General features: G+C 48.0%; 17 protein-coding genes and 2 tRNA genes. 11 read left to right on the forward strand and 8 right to left on the reverse strand.

All coding sequences use genetic code 11. From position 1 onward, the window contains the following. Together ABW391_RS16655 and ABW391_RS16660 are read left to right on the forward strand one after the other, a co-directional pair. Positions 1-426: aldo/keto reductase (locus ABW391_RS16655; RefSeq protein ID WP_353483029.1), on the forward strand; the 426-nt coding region annotated here is incomplete at its 5' end. Positions 427-545: 119 nt separating this feature from the next. Continuing rightward, positions 546-1826 (forward strand): coiled-coil domain-containing protein, encoded by a 1281-nt coding sequence (locus ABW391_RS16660; RefSeq protein ID WP_353483030.1) that lies wholly within the window; start codon positions 546-548, stop codon positions 1824-1826. 110 nt (positions 1827-1936) lie between these two features. On the opposite strand, the gene ABW391_RS16665 is transcribed toward ABW391_RS16660, so the two are convergent. Then, positions 1937-4180, reverse strand: coding sequence for a DUF5723 family protein (locus ABW391_RS16665; RefSeq protein ID WP_353483031.1), 2244 nt, complete (start codon positions 4178-4180; stop codon positions 1937-1939). Positions 4181-4363: 183 nt separating this feature from the next. Beyond that, positions 4364-5914 (reverse strand): glycine--tRNA ligase, encoded by a 1551-nt coding sequence (locus ABW391_RS16670; protein WP_353483032.1) that lies wholly within the window; start codon positions 5912-5914, stop codon positions 4364-4366. A 228-nt stretch (positions 5915-6142) separates the two neighbouring features. On the opposite strand from ABW391_RS16670, the gene ABW391_RS16675 reads away from it, so the two are divergent. After that, positions 6143-6832, forward strand: coding sequence for a head GIN domain-containing protein (locus tag ABW391_RS16675; protein ID WP_353483033.1), 690 nt, complete (start codon positions 6143-6145; stop codon positions 6830-6832). Positions 6833-6895: 63 nt separating this feature from the next. Here the strand turns inward: ABW391_RS16675 and ABW391_RS16680 are convergent, their stop codons facing one another. Next, a complete protein-coding gene (locus ABW391_RS16680) occupies positions 6896-7273 on the reverse strand; it encodes a DUF4783 domain-containing protein (protein ID WP_353483034.1) in 378 nt (125 codons plus the stop codon). Between the two features lie 451 nt (positions 7274-7724). Here ABW391_RS16680 and gpmI point away from each other — a divergent pair, with 451 nt between their 5' ends. The 3 genes from gpmI (at position 7725) to ABW391_RS16695 (ending at position 12161) form a co-directional block, all read left to right on the forward strand. Next, positions 7725-9257, forward strand: a complete 1533-nt coding sequence (gene gpmI / locus ABW391_RS16685; protein ID WP_353483035.1) for a 2,3-bisphosphoglycerate-independent phosphoglycerate mutase — start codon at positions 7725-7727, stop codon at positions 9255-9257. A gap of 320 nt (positions 9258-9577) precedes the next feature. Next, positions 9578-11692: an outer membrane protein assembly factor BamB family protein gene (locus ABW391_RS16690; protein ID WP_353483036.1), complete on the forward strand. Its 2115-nt coding sequence runs from the start codon at positions 9578-9580 to the stop codon at positions 11690-11692. Between the two features lie 40 nt (positions 11693-11732). Beyond that, entirely contained in the window at positions 11733-12161 is a 429-nt protein-coding gene (locus ABW391_RS16695) for a nuclear transport factor 2 family protein (protein ID WP_353483037.1), read from the forward strand. A gap of 117 nt (positions 12162-12278) precedes the next feature. Here ABW391_RS16695 and ABW391_RS16700 read toward each other — a convergent pair. Together ABW391_RS16700 and ABW391_RS16705 are read right to left on the reverse strand one after the other, a co-directional pair. Then, positions 12279-12355 (reverse strand) — tRNA-Asp (locus tag ABW391_RS16700). Positions 12356-12419: 64 nt separating this feature from the next. Then, a tRNA-Asp gene (locus ABW391_RS16705) sits at positions 12420-12496 on the reverse strand. Between the two features lie 235 nt (positions 12497-12731). On the opposite strand from ABW391_RS16705, the gene ABW391_RS16710 reads away from it, so the two are divergent. The 4 genes from ABW391_RS16710 to ABW391_RS16725 are packed head-to-tail and all read left to right on the forward strand — an operon-like array spanning position 12732 to position 16573. Next, positions 12732-13712 carry an acetyl-CoA carboxylase carboxyltransferase subunit alpha gene (locus ABW391_RS16710; RefSeq protein WP_353483038.1) on the forward strand — a complete coding sequence of 327 codons (981 nt, stop codon included), beginning with the start codon at positions 12732-12734 and terminating at the stop codon, positions 13710-13712. 22 nt (positions 13713-13734) lie between these two features. Further along, positions 13735-14289 carry a DUF6913 domain-containing protein gene (locus ABW391_RS16715; protein ID WP_353483039.1) on the forward strand — a complete coding sequence of 185 codons (555 nt, stop codon included), beginning with the start codon at positions 13735-13737 and terminating at the stop codon, positions 14287-14289. After that, positions 14270-15169 carry a 4-hydroxy-tetrahydrodipicolinate synthase gene (gene dapA, locus ABW391_RS16720; RefSeq protein WP_353483040.1) on the forward strand — a complete coding sequence of 300 codons (900 nt, stop codon included), beginning with the start codon at positions 14270-14272 and terminating at the stop codon, positions 15167-15169. Before ABW391_RS16715 ends, dapA begins: the two co-directional genes overlap by 20 nt. A gap of 45 nt (positions 15170-15214) precedes the next feature. After that, complete coding sequence (locus ABW391_RS16725) at positions 15215-16573, forward strand: cytochrome P450 (RefSeq protein WP_353483041.1); 1359 nt, start codon at positions 15215-15217, stop codon at positions 16571-16573. Here the strand turns inward: ABW391_RS16725 and ABW391_RS16730 are convergent. Beyond that, on the reverse strand, positions 16570-17139 hold the full coding sequence (locus ABW391_RS16730; protein WP_353483042.1) for a gluconate 2-dehydrogenase subunit 3 family protein: 570 nt from the start codon (positions 17137-17139) through the stop codon (positions 16570-16572). The two genes, ABW391_RS16725 and ABW391_RS16730, sit on opposite strands and share 4 nt — an antisense overlap. Position 17140: 1 nt before the next feature. Continuing rightward, positions 17141-18817: a GMC oxidoreductase gene (locus tag ABW391_RS16735; protein WP_353483043.1), complete on the reverse strand. Its 1677-nt coding sequence runs from the start codon at positions 18815-18817 to the stop codon at positions 17141-17143. A gap of 189 nt (positions 18818-19006) precedes the next feature. Between ABW391_RS16735 and ABW391_RS16740 the strand changes: the two genes are divergently transcribed. Then, complete coding sequence (locus tag ABW391_RS16740; protein ID WP_353483044.1) at positions 19007-19888, forward strand: hydroxypyruvate isomerase family protein; 882 nt, start codon at positions 19007-19009, stop codon at positions 19886-19888. 41 nt (positions 19889-19929) lie between these two features. On the opposite strand, the gene ABW391_RS16745 is transcribed toward ABW391_RS16740, so the two are convergent. Next, positions 19930-22359: a zinc-dependent metalloprotease gene (locus ABW391_RS16745; RefSeq protein WP_353483045.1), complete on the reverse strand. Its 2430-nt coding sequence runs from the start codon at positions 22357-22359 to the stop codon at positions 19930-19932. Positions 22360-22394: the final 35 nt, after the last annotated feature.

Raw genomic sequence — 22394 nt, forward strand, 5'->3', positions numbered from 1 at the left:
CAACCCAAATATTCCATGCTCGACCGCTGGGTGGAAGATGGTTTGTTGGATGTGTTGGAAGAAACCGGAGTAGGCTGCATCCCATTTTCGCCACTGGCGCAAGGTTTGCTCACCAATAAATACCTGAAGGGCATTCCCGCAGATTCCAGAGCATCCAGCCACCGCGGCAATGGTGCCATTGAAGAAGACCAAATTTCGGAAGATAACATCAGCAAGGCCCGCCAATTGAATGCCCTGGCCGAAGCACGTGGACAGAACCTGGCGCAAATGGCTCTGGCCTGGATATTGAAAGACCAACGCGTCACTTCAGTATTGATCGGTGCAAGCAAACCCGAACAGGTTTTGGATTCCATCCGCTGCATCGATAATTATGCGTTTTCTGGTGAAGAGCTGAATCGAATTGAGGCAATTTTGAAAAACGCTTGATTCTCATATCACGCATCAAAAACAAACAATTCGGATTGTTTGTTTTTGATATAAAAACATTTTTCTTGACTAAACCCCAAAATTTTGTAAATTTGCTTGCCAAAACATCCACAGCAGCAATGGAAATAAGTAGCCAAGACAGCAACTATAACGAGTACATCATCATACCCAACCCTATTTATGATGTGGTGTTTCGTTATTTGATGTCAGATCACGAAAGTGCACTGATCGTGCTCTCTACTTTAATCAATGAAAAAATAACCAAACTGCAACTCGAACCTCTCACTTTTCCAGAGAAAAAAGAAAAATCCAACTCCGTACAATTGCAAGACCCCAAAACGAAAGATGACATTCAACTGTTTCATCTGGATTTTACGGCAACCATTGAACTGGCAGACGGCTCAGAAGAATTGATCATGATCGAGCTTCAAAAGGCCAGTGAACCAGAAGACATCTTTCGTTTCAAGCGCTACATCAGCAAAAATTTTCAGAAGAAACAGGAAATTGAAGTAACCGATCTGGAAACCCAAGCCATTAAAAAGGTAAATCGCCCTATTCGTTTGATTCCTATTTTTATCCTCAATTTCCGCATCGAAAACGAAATCAACGACTTGTTGATCAAAACCAATCGCTTCAAAACTGGCTTGTTCAAAAACGAAGTCCTGAAAAAACACAATGAATTCATCGACAACCTTACTTATGATCTGCTGGTGATACAACTGCCCAATCTGCGCAACATCAAAGTAGAGGAGTACATGAACGATGAATACAAAAAAAGGCTATATTCCTTATTGAAGCTTTTCGATCAAAAAGAAAGGGTAACTGGCAATGATCACCGTTTGCGCTTGATCCGCAAATTTTTTCCAGGATTTCTGGATCGCGTCATTTCCCGGCTGCAATCCGCAGACATTGACAATCCCGATTTAGAAGAAAAAATGCTGGTGGAAGACGAATACCTTAAAGCCTTAATTGAACGTGACAATAAAATTGCCTTTTTCAAAGAAAAGTTTGAAAAAGCCGATGAGCTATTGAATACCACCAAAAAACAATTTAAAACTACTAAAAGGCAGTTGGATACCGCCAAAGAGGAATTGGATACCGCCAAAGAGGAATTGGATACCACCAAAGAGGAATTGGATACCACCAAAGAGAAATTGGATACCGCCAAAGAGGAATTGGATACCACCAAAGAGAAATTGGATACCGCCAAAGAGCAGTTGGATACCACCAAAGAGCAGTTGGATCAAGCTTTAAAGTTGCGCCAAGAAAAAGATAAAGAATTGATTGAAAGAGACTTATTGATTCTAAATTTGGCCAAAATGCTCAAGGAGAATGGTGTTTCCTTTGAAGACATTCACCGGCAAACTGGACTTTCAATAGCGGAGATTCAACAGCTTTAGTGGGAATTTATATCGTTCAGGTTTTGATCTTGAGTCCAAAAAAACATGAGGTTAATACACTGGAGCATCAAAGAATCCTCGATCCTTGATGCTCCAGTTTTACAACAGATCTATTCTTCCAATTCCAAAATCCGCGCGGGCAGATAACCCACAAAATCGCGAAAACGCACCTTCCACCATTCGTTGTTGGTTTTTTCCATTAATTCGAGGCGGTGACCAATTACTACAGGCAACAAGTCAAGACTATTTTCATCGGGATGTTGACGGATGGCCGAGTTTTCGAGCACGCGGTACACTATAACCCGACCAGGTCTTGAAGAAGGCTTACTGATCTGAGTTTCTGGCTTTGGAGCTGGTTTTTCTGGCACAACAATGGGTCTCTCTGGGATCGTAACCGGTTTTTCTGGTACAATGATCGGCTTGTTAGTAGGTTCAATGATTCGATCTGGCACCCGAATTTCTTCGGGTTCAGCAGGGGCTTCAATGGTTGGAGGCGCTGCTTGTACACCTGCTGTCAATTCAAATTCCCGTTTCAACTGGGGCAACCCTCCCATTTCATCTGTAGTCAGAATGATTTCTGTTGGAGCAAAACCCGATTTGCGCAGCATCAGGCGGTGATTGTGGTCTCTTTTTAAGGACATCAAGATGATGCCATTGCCAAAAGTTCGCTTGGTAATGACCGCCTCGGTTCCATCTTCATTTTGCATGAAGACTTCCAATGATATGCCCGTAAGTTGTTCTTTGCTGATGGAATTGAAAACCGTTCCAATCAAAGAAATCGATAAAGAAGGAGGTACGGAGCGCGGAACTGTCTTGGGTTCGTCTTTATTGCTTTTGTTTTCTGCCAGAAGTGGCTTGTCTTCCTCTTTTTTCTTTTTTTCTACCTTCTTTTTGCCATCCAATTCCGCGATGCGGTCTTCTCGGGTTTGGCGACCTATGTTGAAAGTTAAACCCAAGTTGAAATGAGCTGTTTTTGCACTCTTAAAAGAAAGCGCAGCGAGGGCATTGTCCGTAACAAAAAACAATTGGGCGGGACCCAAATTGAGCGCCGTTCCCAGGCCGAAATTGATACTGGCTTTGTTGAAAGAAGAAATATTGCCACCGATTTGTAGAAATTTGTTCACTCGGGAAGTCACCCCTACCGCAATCCCAAAATCAATTTCACCCAGAAAGAATCGGGGATTGATGGTCACATCGATTGAGGTAGTTGGGCTGACAAAATAGCTCCCCCCTACGTACAAAAGCATCGGAAGCTTGGTGCTAAAGGTGGTATCAAACTTGGGCTTGCGGCCAAGGCTATCAATGAATTCGAGTACCTCTTTGTTGTAGGTTTTCAGGTCTTGCGTAGGAAATTCGATGTTGTCGTCGGCAATTGGGTTGATGGTAATTCCTTTCTTCCAGGTGATGCTGCCCACGTTGAGCACACTGGCGTACAGGTCTATTTCGTCATTGATCCGGTATTGCAAACCTAGATCGAATGCGAAACCATTATTACCCGTTTTTTGAAAATAAGTGGATGGGTTGCGTTGCAAAGCCTGTACGGCTAAATTGCTGAAATTCAGGTTGCCCAGGGTTGCATAATAGGGATCAAGGTTGCTGGCACCTGAGCTCATAAAACTCAAATTGCCCAATACCCCAAAATAGCGGTCGTCTTTATCGCTTACAAAGCGCATCGAGTCGTTGAGGGTTTGCACATGGCTGATGCCCATTAAGGATTTTACCCGAATACCTGCCGAGAGTTTGTTGGTAATCTGCCGCGTGTACCCCAAGCCAATTGCCCGGTATTGCAATACATTGAGTCGGTAAGTCTGAATATCGTAAGTGCGGTCTACAATTTTGCTGTTGCCTACATTGAACAACATCTCCGCCATGGAGCGTGGATAACTCATGGCGGCATTCATGTTTTCGTTGACAAAAAAATTGAAGTAATTGCGCTTGCCAATACGAAACCCCAAATCGAGGAGATTGACACTGATGTCCATCGAAGCCTGGTTTTGCTGATCCAGTCCATCCAGGAATTTTTTGTAAGGATTGACTGGAGTGCCTTCAACGGAATTGCCTTCCTGAAAATCGCCCAACTTAAACCCCGAACTACTGACAGCACCATTTGCACCACTCATCAGCGGCAATCCGATATTGTATTTGGTCAAAGGAATTCTTCCAAGGTTGACCTGGTAAGATTGCGGCGCAAAGGACAGTTGGGAAAGGGTAAGATTTCGCTGCGCAAAAATTGGGTTGGTGAGCAACCACAGGAGGCTACAAACCAACCAAAAGGGTTGGGAAAGAAATGAAAAAAATCGAATACGTGGGTTTGGGGTAGCTTTCATCAATGGTTGTTTTGTAAAGTTACTCATGCTCTTCTCGGTTTTTGGATGCTACATTTGTAAAGTAAACGATGTTTTTTGATAGATCCACTTGTTCGTCAAGTCAAAAGAGCGTCAAAAAAAATACAATATATAAAAAAAAGCCACTGCGTTCAAGGCTACAGTGACTTTTTTAGGGCATTTTTCGCAATAAACCGGCTCGGTTTTCAGAGCTTAGATCAGCAAGGTTTTCATTTCAACCTGTTGACGAACAATTTCTTCGATTCTATCGATGTGCACGCGTTCCTGCTTCAGGGTGTCACGCTCGCGAATGGTTACGGTATTGTTTTCGAGGGTTTCAAAGTCAATCGTGACACAGTAAGGGGTTCCAATTGCGTCCTGACGGCGGTAACGGCGGCCAATCGCGTCTTTTTCGTCGTATTGGCATTGGAACGAAAACTTCAGTTTATTGAACACGTCCGTTGCTGCCTTCACCAACTCTTCGCGGTTTTTCAGCAAGGGCAATACGGCTACTTTGATTGGAGCCAATGCTGGATGCAGCTTCATCACGGTACGAGTAGAATCTTGACCGTCAGCATCGGGCACGGTTTCTTCAATCAAGGATTCGCTCATCATGGCCAAAAACATCCGATCGGCACCTACGGAAGTTTCAACTACAAAAGGCACGTAGTTTTCATTCAGTTCTGGATCAAAGTATTGCAGTTTTTTGCCCGAAAGCTCTTGGTGGCTGCTCAAGTCAAAATTGGTACGGGAGTGAATGCCTTCCAATTCTCTGAAACCAAAGGGAAATTCATATTGGATGTCCACCGCAGCGTTGGCGTAGTGGGCCAGGTTGTCGTGGTCTTTGAAACGCAATTTGCTCTGCGGCGTCCCGATCTTGAGGTGCCAGTTCATGCGCGTTTGCTTCCAGTAATCGTACCACTTCATCTCCTCGCCTGGGCGCACAAAGAATTGCATTTCCATTTGCTCAAATTCGCGCATGCGGAAAATGAACTGACGGGCAACAATCTCATTGCGGAAAGCCTTTCCAATTTGTGCGATTCCGAAGGGAACCTTTTGGCGGGTAGACTTCTGGATGTTGAGGAAATTCACAAAAATCCCCTGAGCCGTTTCGGGGCGCAGGTAAAGTTTGCCTTCTTCTCCCGCAATATTTCCCAATTGGGTATTGAACATCAGGTTGAACTGACGCACTTCCGTCCAACTGCGCGAACCTGTGTCTGGATCGGTAATGTCGAGGTCATCAATGATTGCTTTCATCTCGGCCATGTCGCCATTGGACATCGCCGCAGTCAAGCGGTCATTGATGGCTTCGGCTTTCTGGGTATACTCCAGTACCCTGGGGTTGGTGGTGCGGTACAGCGCCTCGTCAAAGGAATCGCCAAATTTTTTCTTGGCTTTTTCTACTTCCTTATCGGCTTTGGACTGCATTTTATCAATCTCTTCCTCAATCAGTTGATCGGCGCGGAAGCGGCGTTTGCTGTCTTTGTTGTCGATCAGGGGATCGTTGAAGGCATCTACGTGACCAGAAGCTTTCCAGGTTTTGGGATGCATAAAAATGGAAGCATCCAAACCCACGATGTTGTCGTGCATTTGCACCATGGCAGCCCACCAATAATCCTTGATGTTGTTTTTTAATTCTACGCCATAGGGACCATAATCGTACACTGCGGCAAGACCATCGTAAATTTCGCTCGATTGAAAAATAAAACCGTATTCTTTGCTGTGTGCAACCAATTTCTTGAACAGATCCGCTTGCTGGGTCATCGTGACGTATTGTTTGTTAGAGCATGTCTAAATGCTAAATAGGCTGCAAAAATGGCAAAATTTCGGGTTTAAAGAGGGAGAAATAGCGATTTTTTTGGTTTTCCCTGCCGTTTATATTTTAAGTGTGTGCTAAAATAGGGGCATTGGCCGTTCTTGACATCTTTATAAGTGCTAGACGCCTTTACTTAGGCTTCTAGTTTTGCTTCACGAATTTAAACAACAACAAATATGAAACGATTAATGCATATTGGATTGCTTCTGAGCGTCCAATTCCTGGGCTTCAATGGGAATCTACAAGCGCAGAAAGAAATCAAAGTAGAGCCGTTTGACCAAATCAGCGCCACGGGCAGTGTAACCGTACACCTCGAAGCCGGAGATGCCGACAAGGTGGTGCTTTACATCGATGGCATTCCTGAAAAAGAGATTGAAGCCAAAGTCTCTAAAGGCGTATTGCGCATCCAGGTTTTGAATGGTTTTTTGTACAAAGATGAAATCGTCAAGGCTTATGTGACCTACAAAGCACTGCGCGGAGTAAGGGCAAATGCGGGCGCAAAAGTGGATGCCAAAGAAACCCTCAAAGCAGATTTGTTTTCGGTAAGTGTCTCCGCAGGAGGACAATTGGACTTGAGCCTGGATGTAAAAAACCTGGATGCCAATGCCTCAGAAGGAGGTCAGTTGAACTTGAAAGGAACGGCAACCTCACAGGAAATCAACGCCAGCACTGGAGGTGTATGCCGTTGTACTGACTTGATTGGCGAAAAAGGCAACGTCAAAACCAGTACAGGTGGTCGGGCAGAGGTACACATTACCGATTTGCTGGAAGCTTCAGCCAATGTTGGCGGCGAAATCTTGTACGAAACTGACCCAAAGGAAAAACGGATCAAGCAGTTTTTGGGTGGCGATGTACGAAAGTATTAAAATGAAATAGGGTTGTACCCAATTTTCACATTGAGTACAACCCTAAACACAACACCGAAAAAATTATTCCTTATCGAACCTGATTTCCTGTACAAAGCATTTGTCCCCTTCTACCCGTACATAGGTATACACCCGGTATGTACCTGTAGCCGTACTCATGCTGCCAATGCTGTATTGGGCTTCTTTGCCTTTTGATTGACCCGTGTGCATTTGGCTGAACGTTACCGGTTTGTTTTTCAGGAAGAAGTTTTTAAGAATTTGCACCGCTTCGGTTTTGCCGTACACATTCTCTTGTTCCAGAATGGAAATTTCCACTGATTTATCCAGGTAAGGTTCCAATGCAGTAACATTACCAGTACTGATGGCTTTGGTAATGTTGTCGAATGCGAGCTGCTGATCCCAGAAATTCAGGGCAAGCAGCAATATCAACATGCTTTTCATAGTCGTCCTTTTTTAGGGTTAGGCCGACCGATTTGGTTTAATGAAAACGATCGACCTTGAAAATGTAAAGTTTCATAAACATGATTCACCTCCTTCACCGTTTTATCTTTTTGACGCAATTGTCGGGTGATGGTAACATTTTTTTATAAGGAACGCAGAAAAATTACTTCCCGATTTTGGGTTTTGAATAGGAAGTCGAACGGTTCATTTCAAGTGAGCTTCCTATTCAAAAGCCCCTCAAAAAATCGGGAAGTAATTTTTTGCGTCATACATGGCATACAAATACTTAACGATTTCTTTGTTTTTAAATTGTTTTTTTCTTTAGAAAAAAAGCCTTTTGCACTTTAACTATCAATTGCTTGTGTTATTTTCGGCGCGAGATACTGATAGCAGCTATTTTGAAAATTTTAACCAAACACCCCATTTTAAATTTCGGGGCAGACAAACAAACATGAGCACAAAAAAAGTTCTACTGGTCATTATGGATGGTTGGGGATTGGGTCAGATACCTTCAGCTGACGCGATTGCCCAAGCCAACACTCCTTTTGTAGATGGTTTGTACGCGAAATACCCCCACGCCACCTTGGTTACACACAGCGAGCAGGTAGGTTTGCCGGATGGGCAAATGGGCAACTCTGAAGTAGGTCACCTCAACATTGGTGCAGGACGCGTGGTGTACCAAGAATTGGCCCGCATCAATAAAGCCGTAAGAGAGCACGAATTGAACCACAATCCGGTATTACTCGATGCCATAAAATACGCCAAAGACAATGGCAAGCCACTGCACATCATGGGACTGGTTTCTGACGGAGGCGTTCACTCACACATCAACCACCTCAAAGGACTGATTGACATCGTGGAAGAACAAGGCTTGACCGAAGCGTACATCCACGCTTTTACCGATGGGCGAGATTGTGACCCCAAAAGTGGGCTTGGCTTTTTGCAAGAGATTGTAGATTATTCCGCCAACAAAGCCACCAAGCTGGCTTCCGTGGTAGGGCGCTATTACGCCATGGATCGCGACAAGCGCTGGGAACGGGTCAAATTGGCTTATGATGCTATGGTCAATGGCATTGGCGAGGCCAGCACCGATGTACTGGCTACTTTTAAGGCCCGTTACGAGGCGGGCGAAACCGATGAATTCATCAAACCAATCATCTGTACCGATGCAAAGGGTGAGGCCGTAGCCAAAATTAAAGATGGCGACGCCCTGCTTTGTTTCAACTTCCGCACCGATCGCCCTAGGGAGATCTCTCAGGTATTGACTCAAATGGATATTCCAGATTTTGGGATGCACAAGCTGAATCTGCACTACACCACCATGACCACCTATGACGAAACCTACCAGAACGTAAGTGTGCTTTTTGAAAACGACAACCTCGCCAATACCCTCGGAGAAGTGATCTCCAAGGCGGGCAAGACCCAAGTACGCATTGCTGAAACCGAAAAATACCCCCACGTAACCTTCTTCTTCAACGGCGGTCGCGAAGAAGTATTTCCTGGAGAGCGTCGCTTGCTGATACCCTCACCCAAAGTAGCCACTTACGATCTACAGCCCGAAATGGGCGCACAGGGCATCACCGATGCCATTGTGAGCGACATCGTGGAAAACCAACCAGATTTCATTTGTCTCAACTATGCCAACGCCGATATGGTGGGGCATACCGGGGTGTTTTCAGCAGCCATCAAAGCCGTTGAGACCGTAGATCATTGCATGAACAAACTCATCAATACTGCCCTCGATTACGATTACGATTGCATCATCATTGCTGATCACGGCAACGCCGATTTCATGATCAACGAAGATGGTACACCCAATACTGCACATACAAAAAACCCGGTTCCAATCATTTACGCCAGTGCCCAAGCTGCTGGAGCAACCGTAAAAGATGGAAAACTGGGCGATATTGCGCCAACCATCCTCAACTTGATGGGCGTTCCGGTTTCTCCTGAAATGACAGGATCGGTGCTGATCGGGCGCTAAGCTCTACTTGAACACAAGTTACAGCAGTAAGCAGTTCCGCTGCTTCATGTATTCACCACGACGAAACGACGGACACGACGTTAGCTCCGCACAACCCAACGCAAGCGTCGTGTAATTGGGGTGCGTAGCATGCCAATCGTCGTGTTCGTCGGCCGTCGTGGTGAATTAAAATACAGCGAAGCTGCGCCTTGCGTAATCGTGAGGAACAAAGAGACAGGATGCAAAAAAAATTGTGCTTATTGACTTTGTGGGCTTTGCTGCGCAGCAAGAATGGTTAACTTTGTCAAGTACATCACATCGCAAAGTCAAAGTTTACCTACATGAAGCGCATTTCCTTATTCGCTCTGCTCGCAGTATTCCTCTGCGCCATCATCGCCTTCCTCAATGCCGATGGAGACCCTGCCGGCACCGACTGGCCCGAATACCTCGGCGGCCCCGACCGCAACCACTATTCGGTGCTGACCGAAATTACTCCCGACAACGTAAGCAAGCTGAAGATTGCCTGGCGCTATGCTACCCCCGACTCAGGTCAGATGCAGGTCAGTCCGATCGTGATCAAAGGGGTGTTATATGGTGTTACTGCAAGCGTGCAAGCCTTTGCGCTAGATGCCGCTACCGGAAAAGAACTTTGGCGTTTTGGTGATCCGCTGAAAAACTGGGCCAGTACCAGTCGCGGAGTAACGTATTGGCAAGACGGAGCCGATCAACGCATCCTGTACACTGCTGGCCCCAACCTTTGGGCACTCGATGCCAAAACGGGCAAAGCCATTCCCAGTTTTGGCGATGGGGGCAAGGTCGATTTGCACACTGGGTTGCCTGCTGTTTCCCAAAACAAGTTCGTCATTTCCAATACCCCAGGTACGCTATTTGAAGACCTGATTATCATGCCCGTTCGGCTTTCGGAAGGAGCCGACGCCGCTCCCGGCGACATTCGCGCTTTCAATGTAAGAACAGGCAAGCTGGAATGGACCTTTCATACCATCCCCTACCCTGGCGAGTACGGCTACAAAACCTTTCCCAAAGACGCTTACCTCAACAACTACACCGGAGCGGCCAACAACTGGGCGGGCATGTCGGTCGATCGCAAACGTGGGATTGTATATGTACCAACTGGTTCGGCAGGTTTTGATTTTTATGGCGGCAACCGCAAAGGACAAAACCTTTTTGCCAATTGTCTGCTCGCACTGGATGCGCGTACCGGCAAAAGACTCTGGCATTTCCAGACTACCCACCACGATATCTGGGATCGAGATATGCCCGCTCCGCCCAACTTGATTACCCTCAACAAAGACGGGAAATCCATTGATGCAGTTGCCCAAATCACCAAGCAGGGTTATGTGTTTGTCTTTGATCGGGTGACCGGAGAGCCGCTGTTTCCGATCAACGAAGTGCCTGTTGCTGACTCTGATTTGAAAGGAGAAAAAGCCTGGAAAACCCAACCCATCCCCAGCTTGCCTGCGCCTTATGCGCGTCAATCCAAAGACCTGACCGAAAAAGACATCAGCCCTTATGCGGAAAACCGCGAAGAGTTGTTGCAAAAATTCAAGACCTACAAAAAAGGATTTTACGATCCGCCGAGCAAAGAAGGTACCATTATTTTCCCAGGATTTGATGGCGGCGGAGAGTGGGGCGGTGCGGCCGTTGATCCTGATGGTATTTTGTACGTCAACAGCAACGAAATGGCCTGGGTGCTGACCATGATCGAAAAACCAGCCAAAGAAGAGATGGCCAACGCCAGCCCCGGAGAAAAAATTTACCTGACAACTTGTGCATCTTGCCATGGGGTGGATCGCAAAGGCAATCCGCAAAGCAATTACCCTTCACTGCTCGGCATTGAAAAGAAGCGCGACAAAGCTTTCGTGACTCAAATCATCACTGCGGGCAAAGGAATGATGCCTGGTTTTACCTCGCTTTCATCAGAACAAAAACAAGCATTGGTGGCCTATCTTTTCGGAGACGAGAAAAAAGAAGTGAGTGCAACTGCTGCTGCTTCCAAAGCCGTGCAGCTTCCTTATGGCATCACGGGGTACAACAAGTTTTTGGACAACAAGGGCTTACCCGCCATCGGGCCACCCTGGGGTGCACTCAGCGCCATCAACCTCAACACCGGACAATTCCTCTGGAAAGTGCCTTTTGGCGAAGAGCCCGCCTTGATTGCCAAGGGCATTCGCAATACCGGTGTGGAAAATTACGGCGGCCCCGTGGTGACTGCTACCGGATTACTTTTCATTGCGGCAACCAAAGACGGCATGTTTCGGGCTTTTGACAAAAAAACCGGTAAAATACTTTGGGAAACCAAATTGCCCGCTGCTTCATTTGCCACGCCCGCAACTTACGCGGTCAATGGCAAACAATACATCGTGCTGGCTTGTGGAGGTACCAAACTAGGCACCCCCAAAGGCAATGAGTACGTAGCCTTTGCTTTGCCCAATTAAGAACAGGCAATTATTGAACCAACTGTAAACATTCAACAAAATGAAAAAGTTAATCCTTTGCATCCTTTTGGCTGGTTTTTCGGCCACAGGGTTTGCCCAATCCAAAGCAGAACAGCAAGTAGCAGATGCGGTAAACGCCTGGCGCAAAGCGATGCTCGATGCAGATAAATCTGCACTGCAAAATGTGCTGGCCGAAGAACTCAGTTATGGCCACTCCAGTGGAAAAATTGAAGACAAAGCCATGATCGTCACCTCCATCTCAACGGGCCAATCCGATTTCGTTACCATGGAATTGACGGAGCAAACCATCAAAATTGCGGGCAAAACGGCCATCGTACGGCACAAACTGGCCGGCGACATCAACGATGGCGGAAAGGCAAGTAGCGTAAAACTGATCGTGTTGCAGATTTGGCAGAAGCAGGGGAGTGCTTGGAAACTGTTGGCAAGACAGGCGGTGAAACAGGCTTAATAACGCAGGAAAATTAACTTCCCGAGTTTTTGCGTCAACCTGAAAACAAAAAAGGTCGCCTGATGCTGTTTCAGGTGACCTTTTTGATTGGACAATCATTAAAGATCGACCAAATGTTGGCGGTCCGGACGGGACTCGAACCCGCGACCCCCTGCGTGACAGGCAGGTATTCTAACCAACTGAACTACCGAACCAATATTTAATCAAACTTTGATCTAAAAAAAAGCGTAGAAGCAATCACAAAAATTGCCTCATTGATGGCGGTCCGGACGGGACTCGAACCCGCGACCCCCTGCGTGACAGGCAGGTATTCTAACCAACTGAACTACCGAACCATCGATGGGCAACCTTGCGGACACCCATATAGATCAAAATTGTATATGGTAACAGAAACGGCATTTCTGGCGCTTCTGGAACGCACACAAGCACTTTTTGCAAGTGTGGCTGCAAATGTAACGGGAGTTCTCGGAACTTGCAACTGATTTTCATCAAAAAATAAAAAAAATCTTCCCTTTCAGCATTCCATACAGGTAATTGTTAATTTTGCACCTCTAATCTAATTGCATAGCTATGGTCTTTTTGGAGTTTGAAAAGCCGTTGGAAGTATTGTATGAGCAACTGGAAAAGCTCAAGGAAATCGGCGCAAGCGGAGAAATCGACGTTTCTGAGTCGATCAAAGCCCTGGAGACCAAAATTTCCGATAAGCGCAAAGAGCTGTACGACCACCTCACTGGTTGGCAAAGGGTGCAACTTTCTCGCCACCCGGAGCGGCCTTATACCCTATTTTACATCGAACAAATGTGCAGCAAGTTTATTGAGCTACACGGAGATCGGTATGTAAAAGACGATAAGGCCATTGTCGGTGGGTTGGCAGAAATAGATAGTCAAACCGTAGTCATCATCGGACACCAAAAGGGCATCAACACCAAGATGCGGCAATACCGCAATTTTGGGATGGCCAACCCCGAAGGTTACCGCAAAGCCTTGCGCCTGATGAAAACTGCCGAACGCTTTGGTTTTCCAGTGATTACCTTGATCGATACTCCAGGCGCTTATCCTGGATTGGAAGCCGAAGAGCGCGGCCAGGCAGAAGCCATCGCCCGGAATCTTTTTGAAATGGCGCAGTTGAAAACGCCTATTGTTTGCGTGATTATTGGCGAAGGTGCTTCTGGTGGTGCCATCGGAATCGGCTTGGGCGATCGGGTGTTTATGCTCGAAAATTCCTGGTATTCAGTAATTTCTCCTGAAAACTGCTCCACCATCCTTTGGAGAACCTGGGACTACAAAGAGCAAGCGGCTGAAGCACTCAAGCTAACTGCCGAAAATATGTTCCAAAATGGGCTGATTGATGGCATCATTCCAGAACCATTGGGAGGGGCACATTCTGCTCCAGAAGAAATGGCTCAAATTCTAAAAGCATACATCAAGAAAACCTTGGCTGAACTACAAATGTTGAGCACAGATGAACTTGTTGATGCCCGGGTAGATAAATACGCCAAAATGGGTGAATACGAATACGTTCATACAGAGGCAAAATCGGAAGACAAATAACCCCCTACCCAAATCAGCAACGATGAAGATCATTCACGATATCAGAACCTACTTTCGCAACAATTCGCTCAAGAGCAAATTGCAGGCGCAAAGCAAGCAACAGCGCAAACGGATCAACTTTGAAGAAGCACAAACAGTCGGGCTCATTTTTGATGCCACCGATAACGACAAGCGCCAAACTGCGCTGGGCTACGCTGAAAAATTGAGCAAATTGGGCAAAAAAGTCAAGTTGCTGGGTTTTTTTGACAGCAAGCAAGACAGCGTCGACTTCACTTTTGGTTATTTCAACCGCAAAAACATCGATTGGGCGCTGCGACCCAATGGCAAAAGTGTAGAAACATTTTTGCAAGGGGCTTATGACATTCTCATCACCCTCAATCCGCTGACCAATCAACATGTAGAGTACATTTCTGCCTTGGCCAATGCACACCTCAAAATTGGCCCCGACACCAATAATACTTATTGCTACGATCTGATGATCGATGTGCGCAATAAAAATAGTGTGATGGACTTCATCCGCGAGATGGAGCAGTTGTTGACCAAGACAAATATCAAACATGGGGCAAGCAAAGTTTAGAGGCACAGGTGTAGCATTGGTTACTCCTTTTCGCCAGCACGCCATCGATTACAATGCCCTTGAAGCCATCATCGAGCATGTTATTCAGGGTGGGGTAGATTACCTTGTTTCATTGGGTACTACTGGCGAGGCAATTACACTGAGCAGCAAAGAATGCCGCGAGGTGTTTGATTTCACCATCAAAGTGGTAAACGGACGCAAGCCGTTGGTTGCCGGCCTTTTTGGCAGCAATTTTACGGAGGCACTGGTAGAAAAGATCCGCAATTACAACCTGGAAGGTTTCGACGCCATCATGTCGAGTAGCCCGGCTTATAGCAAGCCACCGCAAGAGGGCATCTACCAGCATTACATGCAGGTCGCCGGGATTTCACCAGTGCCGATTATCATCTACAACGTTCCCGGAAGAACAGGCAGCAACGTCAAACCAGAAACCATCATTCGCCTTGCAGAAAGCAGCGATAAATTTGCCGGAGTAAAAGAAGCCTCTGGCGACATCAACCAGGCCATGAAAATCCTGAAACACCGCCCTGAAAATTTTGCGGTGATTTCCGGCGAAGATTCCCTGACCGTACCAATGATGTCTTGTGGAGCAGATGGCGCCATCTCGGTAATCGCCAACATGTATCCGGCGCATTTTTCCAGCATGATTCGTAGTGCATTAGAAGGAGATTTCCCCACGGCAGCCCGGCTCAACGCAGAGTTGCTCGATATTCACCAATGGTTGTACGTCGAAAACAACCCAGTGGGTGTAAAAGCGGGTATGGAAATTCTGGGATTGTGCAGCAAGGAAGTACGCATACCACTGGTTCCGCTTTCAGAAGCCAATTACTCGAATCTGCAACGAGAAATGGCCAGGGTACCAGAACTTACTTTGGTGTAATTTGGTTTTCAATTGAGTGCTTTTAGGGCACAATACATCAACGCCATGCACAATCCAATTCCCACCATTCCTCGCCTCAAAACCCTGCTCAGTTCGCTCAGATTCCTGCGCGATCCATTGACGGTCATCACCGGCAATATTGCCCAGTATGGCCACACCTATCGCTTTTACATCGGCGGCATCATCCCGGCCACTTTTACTGCTGACCCTGCTTTTATTCAGCACATTCTGCAAAAAAACCACCGTGGATACGTCAAATCTCCCATCCACTTTGAACACCTGGGGCATTTTGTCGGCAAAGGCTTGCTTACCATCGATGGTGACCATTGGTTGCGGCAACGCCGCTTGATCCAGCCCAGTTTTCACCGCTCCAGACTGGCCAGCTTGACTAACCTGATGAATGGAGTCATCGCCGAACGCCTGGAAAAGTTTGAACAAGAGGCCCAGCAAGGCCCCGTCAATGTGGCCGAGTACATGATGGACATGGCCTTTAACATCATCATGCGTTCGATTTTCAGCGTAACGGTTCCCGAAGAGCAGGTGCGCAAAATGAGCAATCAAATCACCCAGATTCAGGCTTTTGTGATTCAATTGATTCGTCAGCCTTATTTGAATTGGTGGCGAAAGCTAAGTGGCCTCATGAAACAGCACGAGCAAATTGCTGCCGATTTGGATCAGGCCATACTTGACCTGGTACACCAACGCCAGGCCAGCGGCGAGCAAAGAGATGATTTGTTGCAAATGCTGCTCGATTCCCGCTATGAAGATACGGGGGAGGCCATGAGCGAACAACAGTTGCTGGACGAACTTAAAATCATTTTTGTGGCTGGCCACGAAACTTCCGCCAACGGCCTGGCCTGGGCCTGGTACATCCTCAGTCAACACCCGGAAGCGGTGGCCAAAATCCGCACCGAATTGGAGGAATCTGTAGGTGATCGCGTCCCTGCTTTTGAAGATTTGCCCAAACTGGAATACCTCAGTCAGGTGGTAGATGAGGTCTTGCGCATGTACCCTCCTGCCTGGATAACCGACCGCATGGCGGCAGAAGATGACGATTACAATGGCATCAAAATTGCCAAAGGAGCCATTGTGGCTACCTATATATATGGAGCACACCATTCTCCCGAACATTGGGACGAACCCAACACCTTCAAACCTGAGCGATTTGACAAGGGCACCAAGATTCCGCCCTTCGCCTACTTGCCTTTTGGTGGTGGTCCTCGCTTGTGCATCGGCAACCATTTTGCCTTAATGGAGATGCAATTGGTGATTGCCGAAATGACCCGGAGGTATGATTTCGCGCTGGAACCCGGCCATGAGGTCGTGCCTCAGCCATTGATTACCCTGCGGCCCAAAAATGGCATCTGGATGCGGTTTGGGAAAAGAAAAGTAGCGGCAAATTAGGCCCAGGCTTTTTCTCCTTTTTTGTAATCCACGCAGCCATCAAAGCGGCCAGGAATAGGGTTGTAGCGCAATGCCTTGGTTGTCCCCACTTCCGAACTGAAATAGGCAAATACCGAAAGTTGCTTCAGTAAGGTGAAGTAATGACTGGGGGCATCGTCCGTTTTACTCGATTCGTATTGCTGGGCTTCTTGGTCCAGATTGGCTAGCAGATCATGGCGTTGTACGGCATTGAGTACAACAAAGTCTCCTTGGTTGGCTTGTTTAGCGGCAGTTTGTATCTTTTGTAAGCCTTCCAACACCAGTTTTTGCTCCCTTGATTCGTAACAATCCTCCACAATCAGCATCATGAATGCCCCCACGCCAGCTTGCTTTGCACCAGGAGAATCGGGGGTGTCGGGCAAAATGGTATCGGCAATTTCGGTCAGCAGCGCTTCGTCTCCCTCCTTAAACAAGCCTGACTTTTTCTGCTGCGTCTGGGGTACACAGCCACTCAGGATGGCCTCTGCGCCAACGATGGTTCCACCAAGCAGGAATGCGGTGGTTTGAAGTGCGGTTCTGCGATCCATATTATAGGTTTCCTTTTTTCATTTCTGCTGCCGCAAAATTTGCAGCGCGTGCAGTCAATGCCATGTACAAAATCGATGGACTTTGGTTACCCATGCTGGTCATGCAAGCGCCGTCGGTTACAAACACGTTTTTGCAGTGGTGCAATTGGTTGTGTTCGTTGAGGAGCGAGGTTTCAGGGTCACGGCCCATCCGTACGCCGCCCATTTCATGGATGTCCAGTCCAGGAGCTTGCTTGTTGTCATACGTTTCGATGTTGGTGCAGCCAGCGATTTCGAGCATCTCGCGACCCTGGGTCAAAAAGTCTTTGACCATTTTTTCCGCGTTGTCGTCGTAGCCTACCGAAGTCACCAGCAAGGGGATGCCCCATTGGTCTTTCTGATCGGTACTCAGGCGCACGTGGTTGTTTTCGTTGGGCATGGATTCACCCTGCATGTACATGTATACCCGCCAGCCAGCCGGTTCGGACAAGGCTTTTTTGAAGTCAGCCCCGATGCCTTCCACCTCGTTGGGGCGTGCCCGATACGCCCCCATGAAAGAGGTGTAACCGCCAAAGAAATCGGTGTCCTGTTCTTTCAGGTTGCGGAAATTGGCCAGGATGCACTCCACCGGATTGCGGCCATACACGTACTTGTCTTCATAACCCGGCATATCTGCCCCCATCGAGCCACGGTAAATGTGAAAACCAATATACTTGCCCAGTAGCCCATTGTCGTTGCCCAGGCCATTGGGGAAGCGTTTGCTGGTTGAATTGAGCAAAATGAGGTTGCTGTTCAGCGCCGAAGCATTGACAAAAATGATGCGGGCCTTGTACTCGATGACTTCCTTGGTCTGGGCATCGATCACGCGTACGCCGCTGGCCTGGCCCTTGGTTTCGTCGTAAATGATGGAATGCACCACCGAGTGTGGCCGAACGGTCAGATTGCCCGTTTTTTTCGCCCAGGGCAAAGTGCTGGTCACCGAGCTGAAGTAACCACCATATGGGCAACCTCGCATGCAGAGGTTGCGGCGTTGGCAGCGACCACGCCCTTGTTCCAGGTGAATCTCGTTGGGTTCAGTGAGTTGTGCCCAGCGGCCTTGCACCAGGTAGCGGTTTTTGTAGTGCTCCAAAAACTTCTTTTGCAGGACACTTTCGACACAATTCAATTCGATGGGGGGCAAAAATTCGCCGTCGGGCATGGACTCAATGCCATCCTGGTGACCACAAACCCCGATGAATTTTTCCACATGACTGTACCAGGGTGCCACATCCTTGTAGCGAATCGGCCAATCGATGCCATATCCAAAGCGGGCTGGCGCCGAAAACTCGTATTCGCTCCAACGCTGGCAAGCCCGTCCCCAAATCAGGGATTTTCCACCCAGCTGATAGCCCCGCACCCAGTCAAATGGCTTTTCCTGTACATAAGGATGGTCTTTGTCCTGTACAAAAAAATGCGCAGTATCTTCGTTGTAGCCTGCCGCCTTGCTGATCAGGGGATTTTCTTCCCTTGTCTGGCGGGGCAAAAAATTTCGATGCTTGAATTCCCAGGGTTCGGTAAAGGCAGTAGGGTAATCGGCAATGTGCTCGATATTGCGGCCGCGCTCCAATACCAGGGTTTTTAAGCCCTTCTCGCACAATTCTTTTGCTGCCCAGCCGCCACTGATTCCCGATCCAATGATGATGGCGTCGAAATCTGACATAGCTTGTGTTTTTGTTGGAACAAGTTAGGAGAGAATGCTGAGAAAAAAAGTAGAAATTTTTGCTGTACCCAACGGATAGATCACCGTTCATTTAGCATCATTTTTTCTTTTCACACAATTAATATTTCAATCCCCCCGTATTTTACTTAATTTGCTTTGGTTTAACAGGCTACTTCAAAAAACTAAAATATGAACAGACGAGAAGCAATCAACACAGGTTTACTGAGCCTTGCGGCGATGCAAGCTCCCAGCATGGTAAGCTCCATGCTAGGGGGATCAAACCAAAAAGAAACAATCATGAAAACCAAAGCTCCTTTTCACCACTCTGTATGCAAGTGGTGCTTCGGCGACCTTCCGCTTGAGGCCATGGCCGAAAAGGTCAAAGACATGGGCATCACCTCCATTGAATTGGTGGGTGTAGACGACTGGGCCATTCTCAAAAAGCACGGCCTGACTTGTGCCATCGGCAATGCCCCATTCATCAGCCTTACCGACGGGTTTAACGACGTCAACAACCACGCCAAGTACCAAAGCATGTTTCCTGACCTGCTCAAAAAAGCAGCGGATGCAGGCATCCCCAATATCATCGTTTTCTCGGGCAATCGCCGTGGAAAGAGCGATGTGGAGGGTATGGAAAACTGTGCCAAAGGCCTGGATCCCATCGTGAAACAAGCCGAAAAACTGGGCGTAACCATCGTGATGGAACTGCTCAACAGCAAGGTCAACCACAAGGATTACCAATGTGACCACACTGAATGGGGCGTGCAATTGATGGAAAAAGTGGGGAACACCAACTTGAAGTTACTGTACGACATCTACCACATGCAAATCATGGAAGGGGACGTTATTGCCACGATCAATAAGTACAACAAATACTTTGGGCACTACCACACTGCGGGTGTACCCGGACGGCACGAGATTGACGAAAATCAGGAATTGAATTACCACGGAATCATGAAAGCGATTGCGGCTACTGGTTTCAAAGGCTATGTAGCGCAGGAGTTCATTCCGATCGCGCAGGATAAATTGGGCAGCTTGCGCAAAGCTGTCGAGATTTGTGATGTAGCGTAAAGAATAAATCGGCGGTCGGTCGTCCCGACCGCCGATTTATTTTACTCCCAATCGCAGCCAATCGGCGCGCCATCAGGCATCGCGGGTGCTGCTGGCACTTTATACGCAGCAGGATCAGCGCGGAAACTGCGCAATTGCTCCCGCAAATATTCATAGTGCGCCCGTTGGTTGATGTCTTCCACTATCAATCGACCGAGCAAGTATTTTTCTATCTGGGTCAGGCGCAATAAAGCATGAGCCGACACTTGTTGGTTGATTTCTTTGTCGCCCGCCAAATTGAGTACATGCAACACCAGTGATTTCTCCACCATCCGGTTCAATTCCTGCAAGTAAGGCGTGAGTGGGCGTTCTCTTTGTACTGCCCCAAACAAGACATCAAACAAACCACTTAGTCCCAGTCGCTTGCTGTCGCGGGCATTTTGCTCCACCAAACGCGCCAAGCGTTGCGGATTGAGGAGCATATCCAGCGTATGTTCTACTGAGCTTTCGGCAGCAGCAATCGGATCAAAAGTAAGCCCGGTATGTACCTTGAACAGTTCCCGGTCGCGGCGATAACCTGTCGGCTGAGGAGGAATCAAGGCAATGACTCGTTCCGGAATAGCCAAAAAGTCGGAGCTAAGCGTGGCGATCAAGGCATTTAGTGCATCGCGTTGTGCAGCATCCTCGATCATTTGGTTGGTAGCCTGCCCATCACCACGTACGGCGTAGGTATAATTCACGCCAGCAACCAGTTTCGCAGTGGCCTCTACCTGATAGCGATGTGCCAAATAAACCGGCACCAGCACACTCTCCAAAGTTCCCATCGGAGCACCCATTGGGATGTTTTTCTCACTGAATCCATTCAATGCTTTTTGGCGCACCTGGATGATCCGGCGCAATTCTTCGGGGGCTGACTTTCCGCCGTCCCACAGGTGGGAGTAAGGATGTGCGCCACCGGGTGCTCTGGAATCTTCGTCGGTGATGAATTGGAAACCCAGTTTGATGTTTTCGTCCAACATTGCTTTAAGGGCTGCTGCCTCATCCACATTGTCTGGGAAATCCTGGTAGCCATACGTGATGCTGCGTTTGTCCCAGTCGCCAATGCCCACGGCATAAGCTTTAGAAAAGTCGATGTTGCCTGCATTGTCCAGCGCAATCAGTGGGTGCGGATAATCCATTACGGAAGCGCGGTCTTTGACGCTGGCCGCAAAATTGTGCGCCAGTCCCAGGGTGTGCCCCACTTCGTGCGCCGACAATTGCCGCAAGCGGGCCAATGCCATTTCCAGTAAGCGAGGATCCGCAGTGGTGCCATTTTGATATGCTTCCACCATGCCCTGGGCAATCAGGAAATCTTGCCGTACCCGCAAAGATCCCAGCAGTACATGTCCTTTGATGATCTCACCAGTACGCGGGTCAGTCACCGTGCTGCCGTAGCTCCAACCACGGGAGGAACGGTGCACCCAGTTGATCAGGTTGTAGCGCACATCCATGGGGTCGGCGCCTTCGGGCAATACCTCAACCTGGAAGGCATTGCGGTAGCCTGCGGCTTCGTAAGCTTGGTTCCACCAACGCGCTCCTTCGAGGAGGGCAGATTTGATGGGTTCTGGCGCACCCCGATCGAGGTAATAAATGATGGGTTTGACCGGATCACTGATGGCCGCCGTAGGGTCTTTTTTCTCCAAACGGTGACGGGTGATGAAACGTTTTTGCACGGGTTGGTCAATTGGAGTAGCATAATCGCGGTATCCCGTCATGAAGTACCCCGAGCGGGGATCATAAATCCGAGGCTTGAAATTGGCATCAGGCAGTTCGACCAAGCTGTGGTGCATGCGCACCGTAACTGCATCTGGGCTAGGGGTTACAGAACGCACCCATTCGCCTTGGGCATCGCCGGTAAAGGTGATGAGGGCTTCAAATTCGCTATTTTTGGGAAAATTTTTGGTTCGTTCCAGGAAAATGGCCGAGCGACTGGCATCCACATTGTAGCTGCCTTGTCGAGCGGCGCGCAAGCGATTGGCTACGCCGTGGGCATCCCGCAGCAAAAACGGGGTGAAATCGACAAGAACTTTGCCGCCTTCTTCGGCCTCTGCTTTGAAGCCCCAAAGGGTGGAACTGGCAAATGCTTCGGCAACGGAGCGGGCTTCGTCTGGATTTTTACTGATGGCGCGGTAGTCGTAATTGGGTTGAATCATCAATACCTTGGGGCCAACGCGTACAAACCGCACGATGCGCTCGCTGCCCAACTGGTTGCGATCCAGGCCGATGTCGTTAGAACCTACGCCTGCGGAGAGGCCATTGACATACAGGATTTCCTGATCCCATTTGTCGATTTCGAGCCAGATTTTTCCTTCTTTTTCGTCCCAATAAAAATTGAAATAGCCAGTATAGGCTTTGCTGTTTTTGGTTTTGTCCGCAATGCTGGGTGTTTTGTCCTGGCTCCAGGAGGTAACTGCAGCCAAGGCCAGCAAGAGGAGGAGGGCGTATTTTTGCATGTTAGTGCGTATTGTTTGGTGAGTGATAGGGTAAA

The organism is Haliscomenobacter sp. (genome assembly GCF_040403615.1).
Classification (GTDB): Bacteria; Bacteroidota; Bacteroidia; order Chitinophagales; family Saprospiraceae; genus Haliscomenobacter.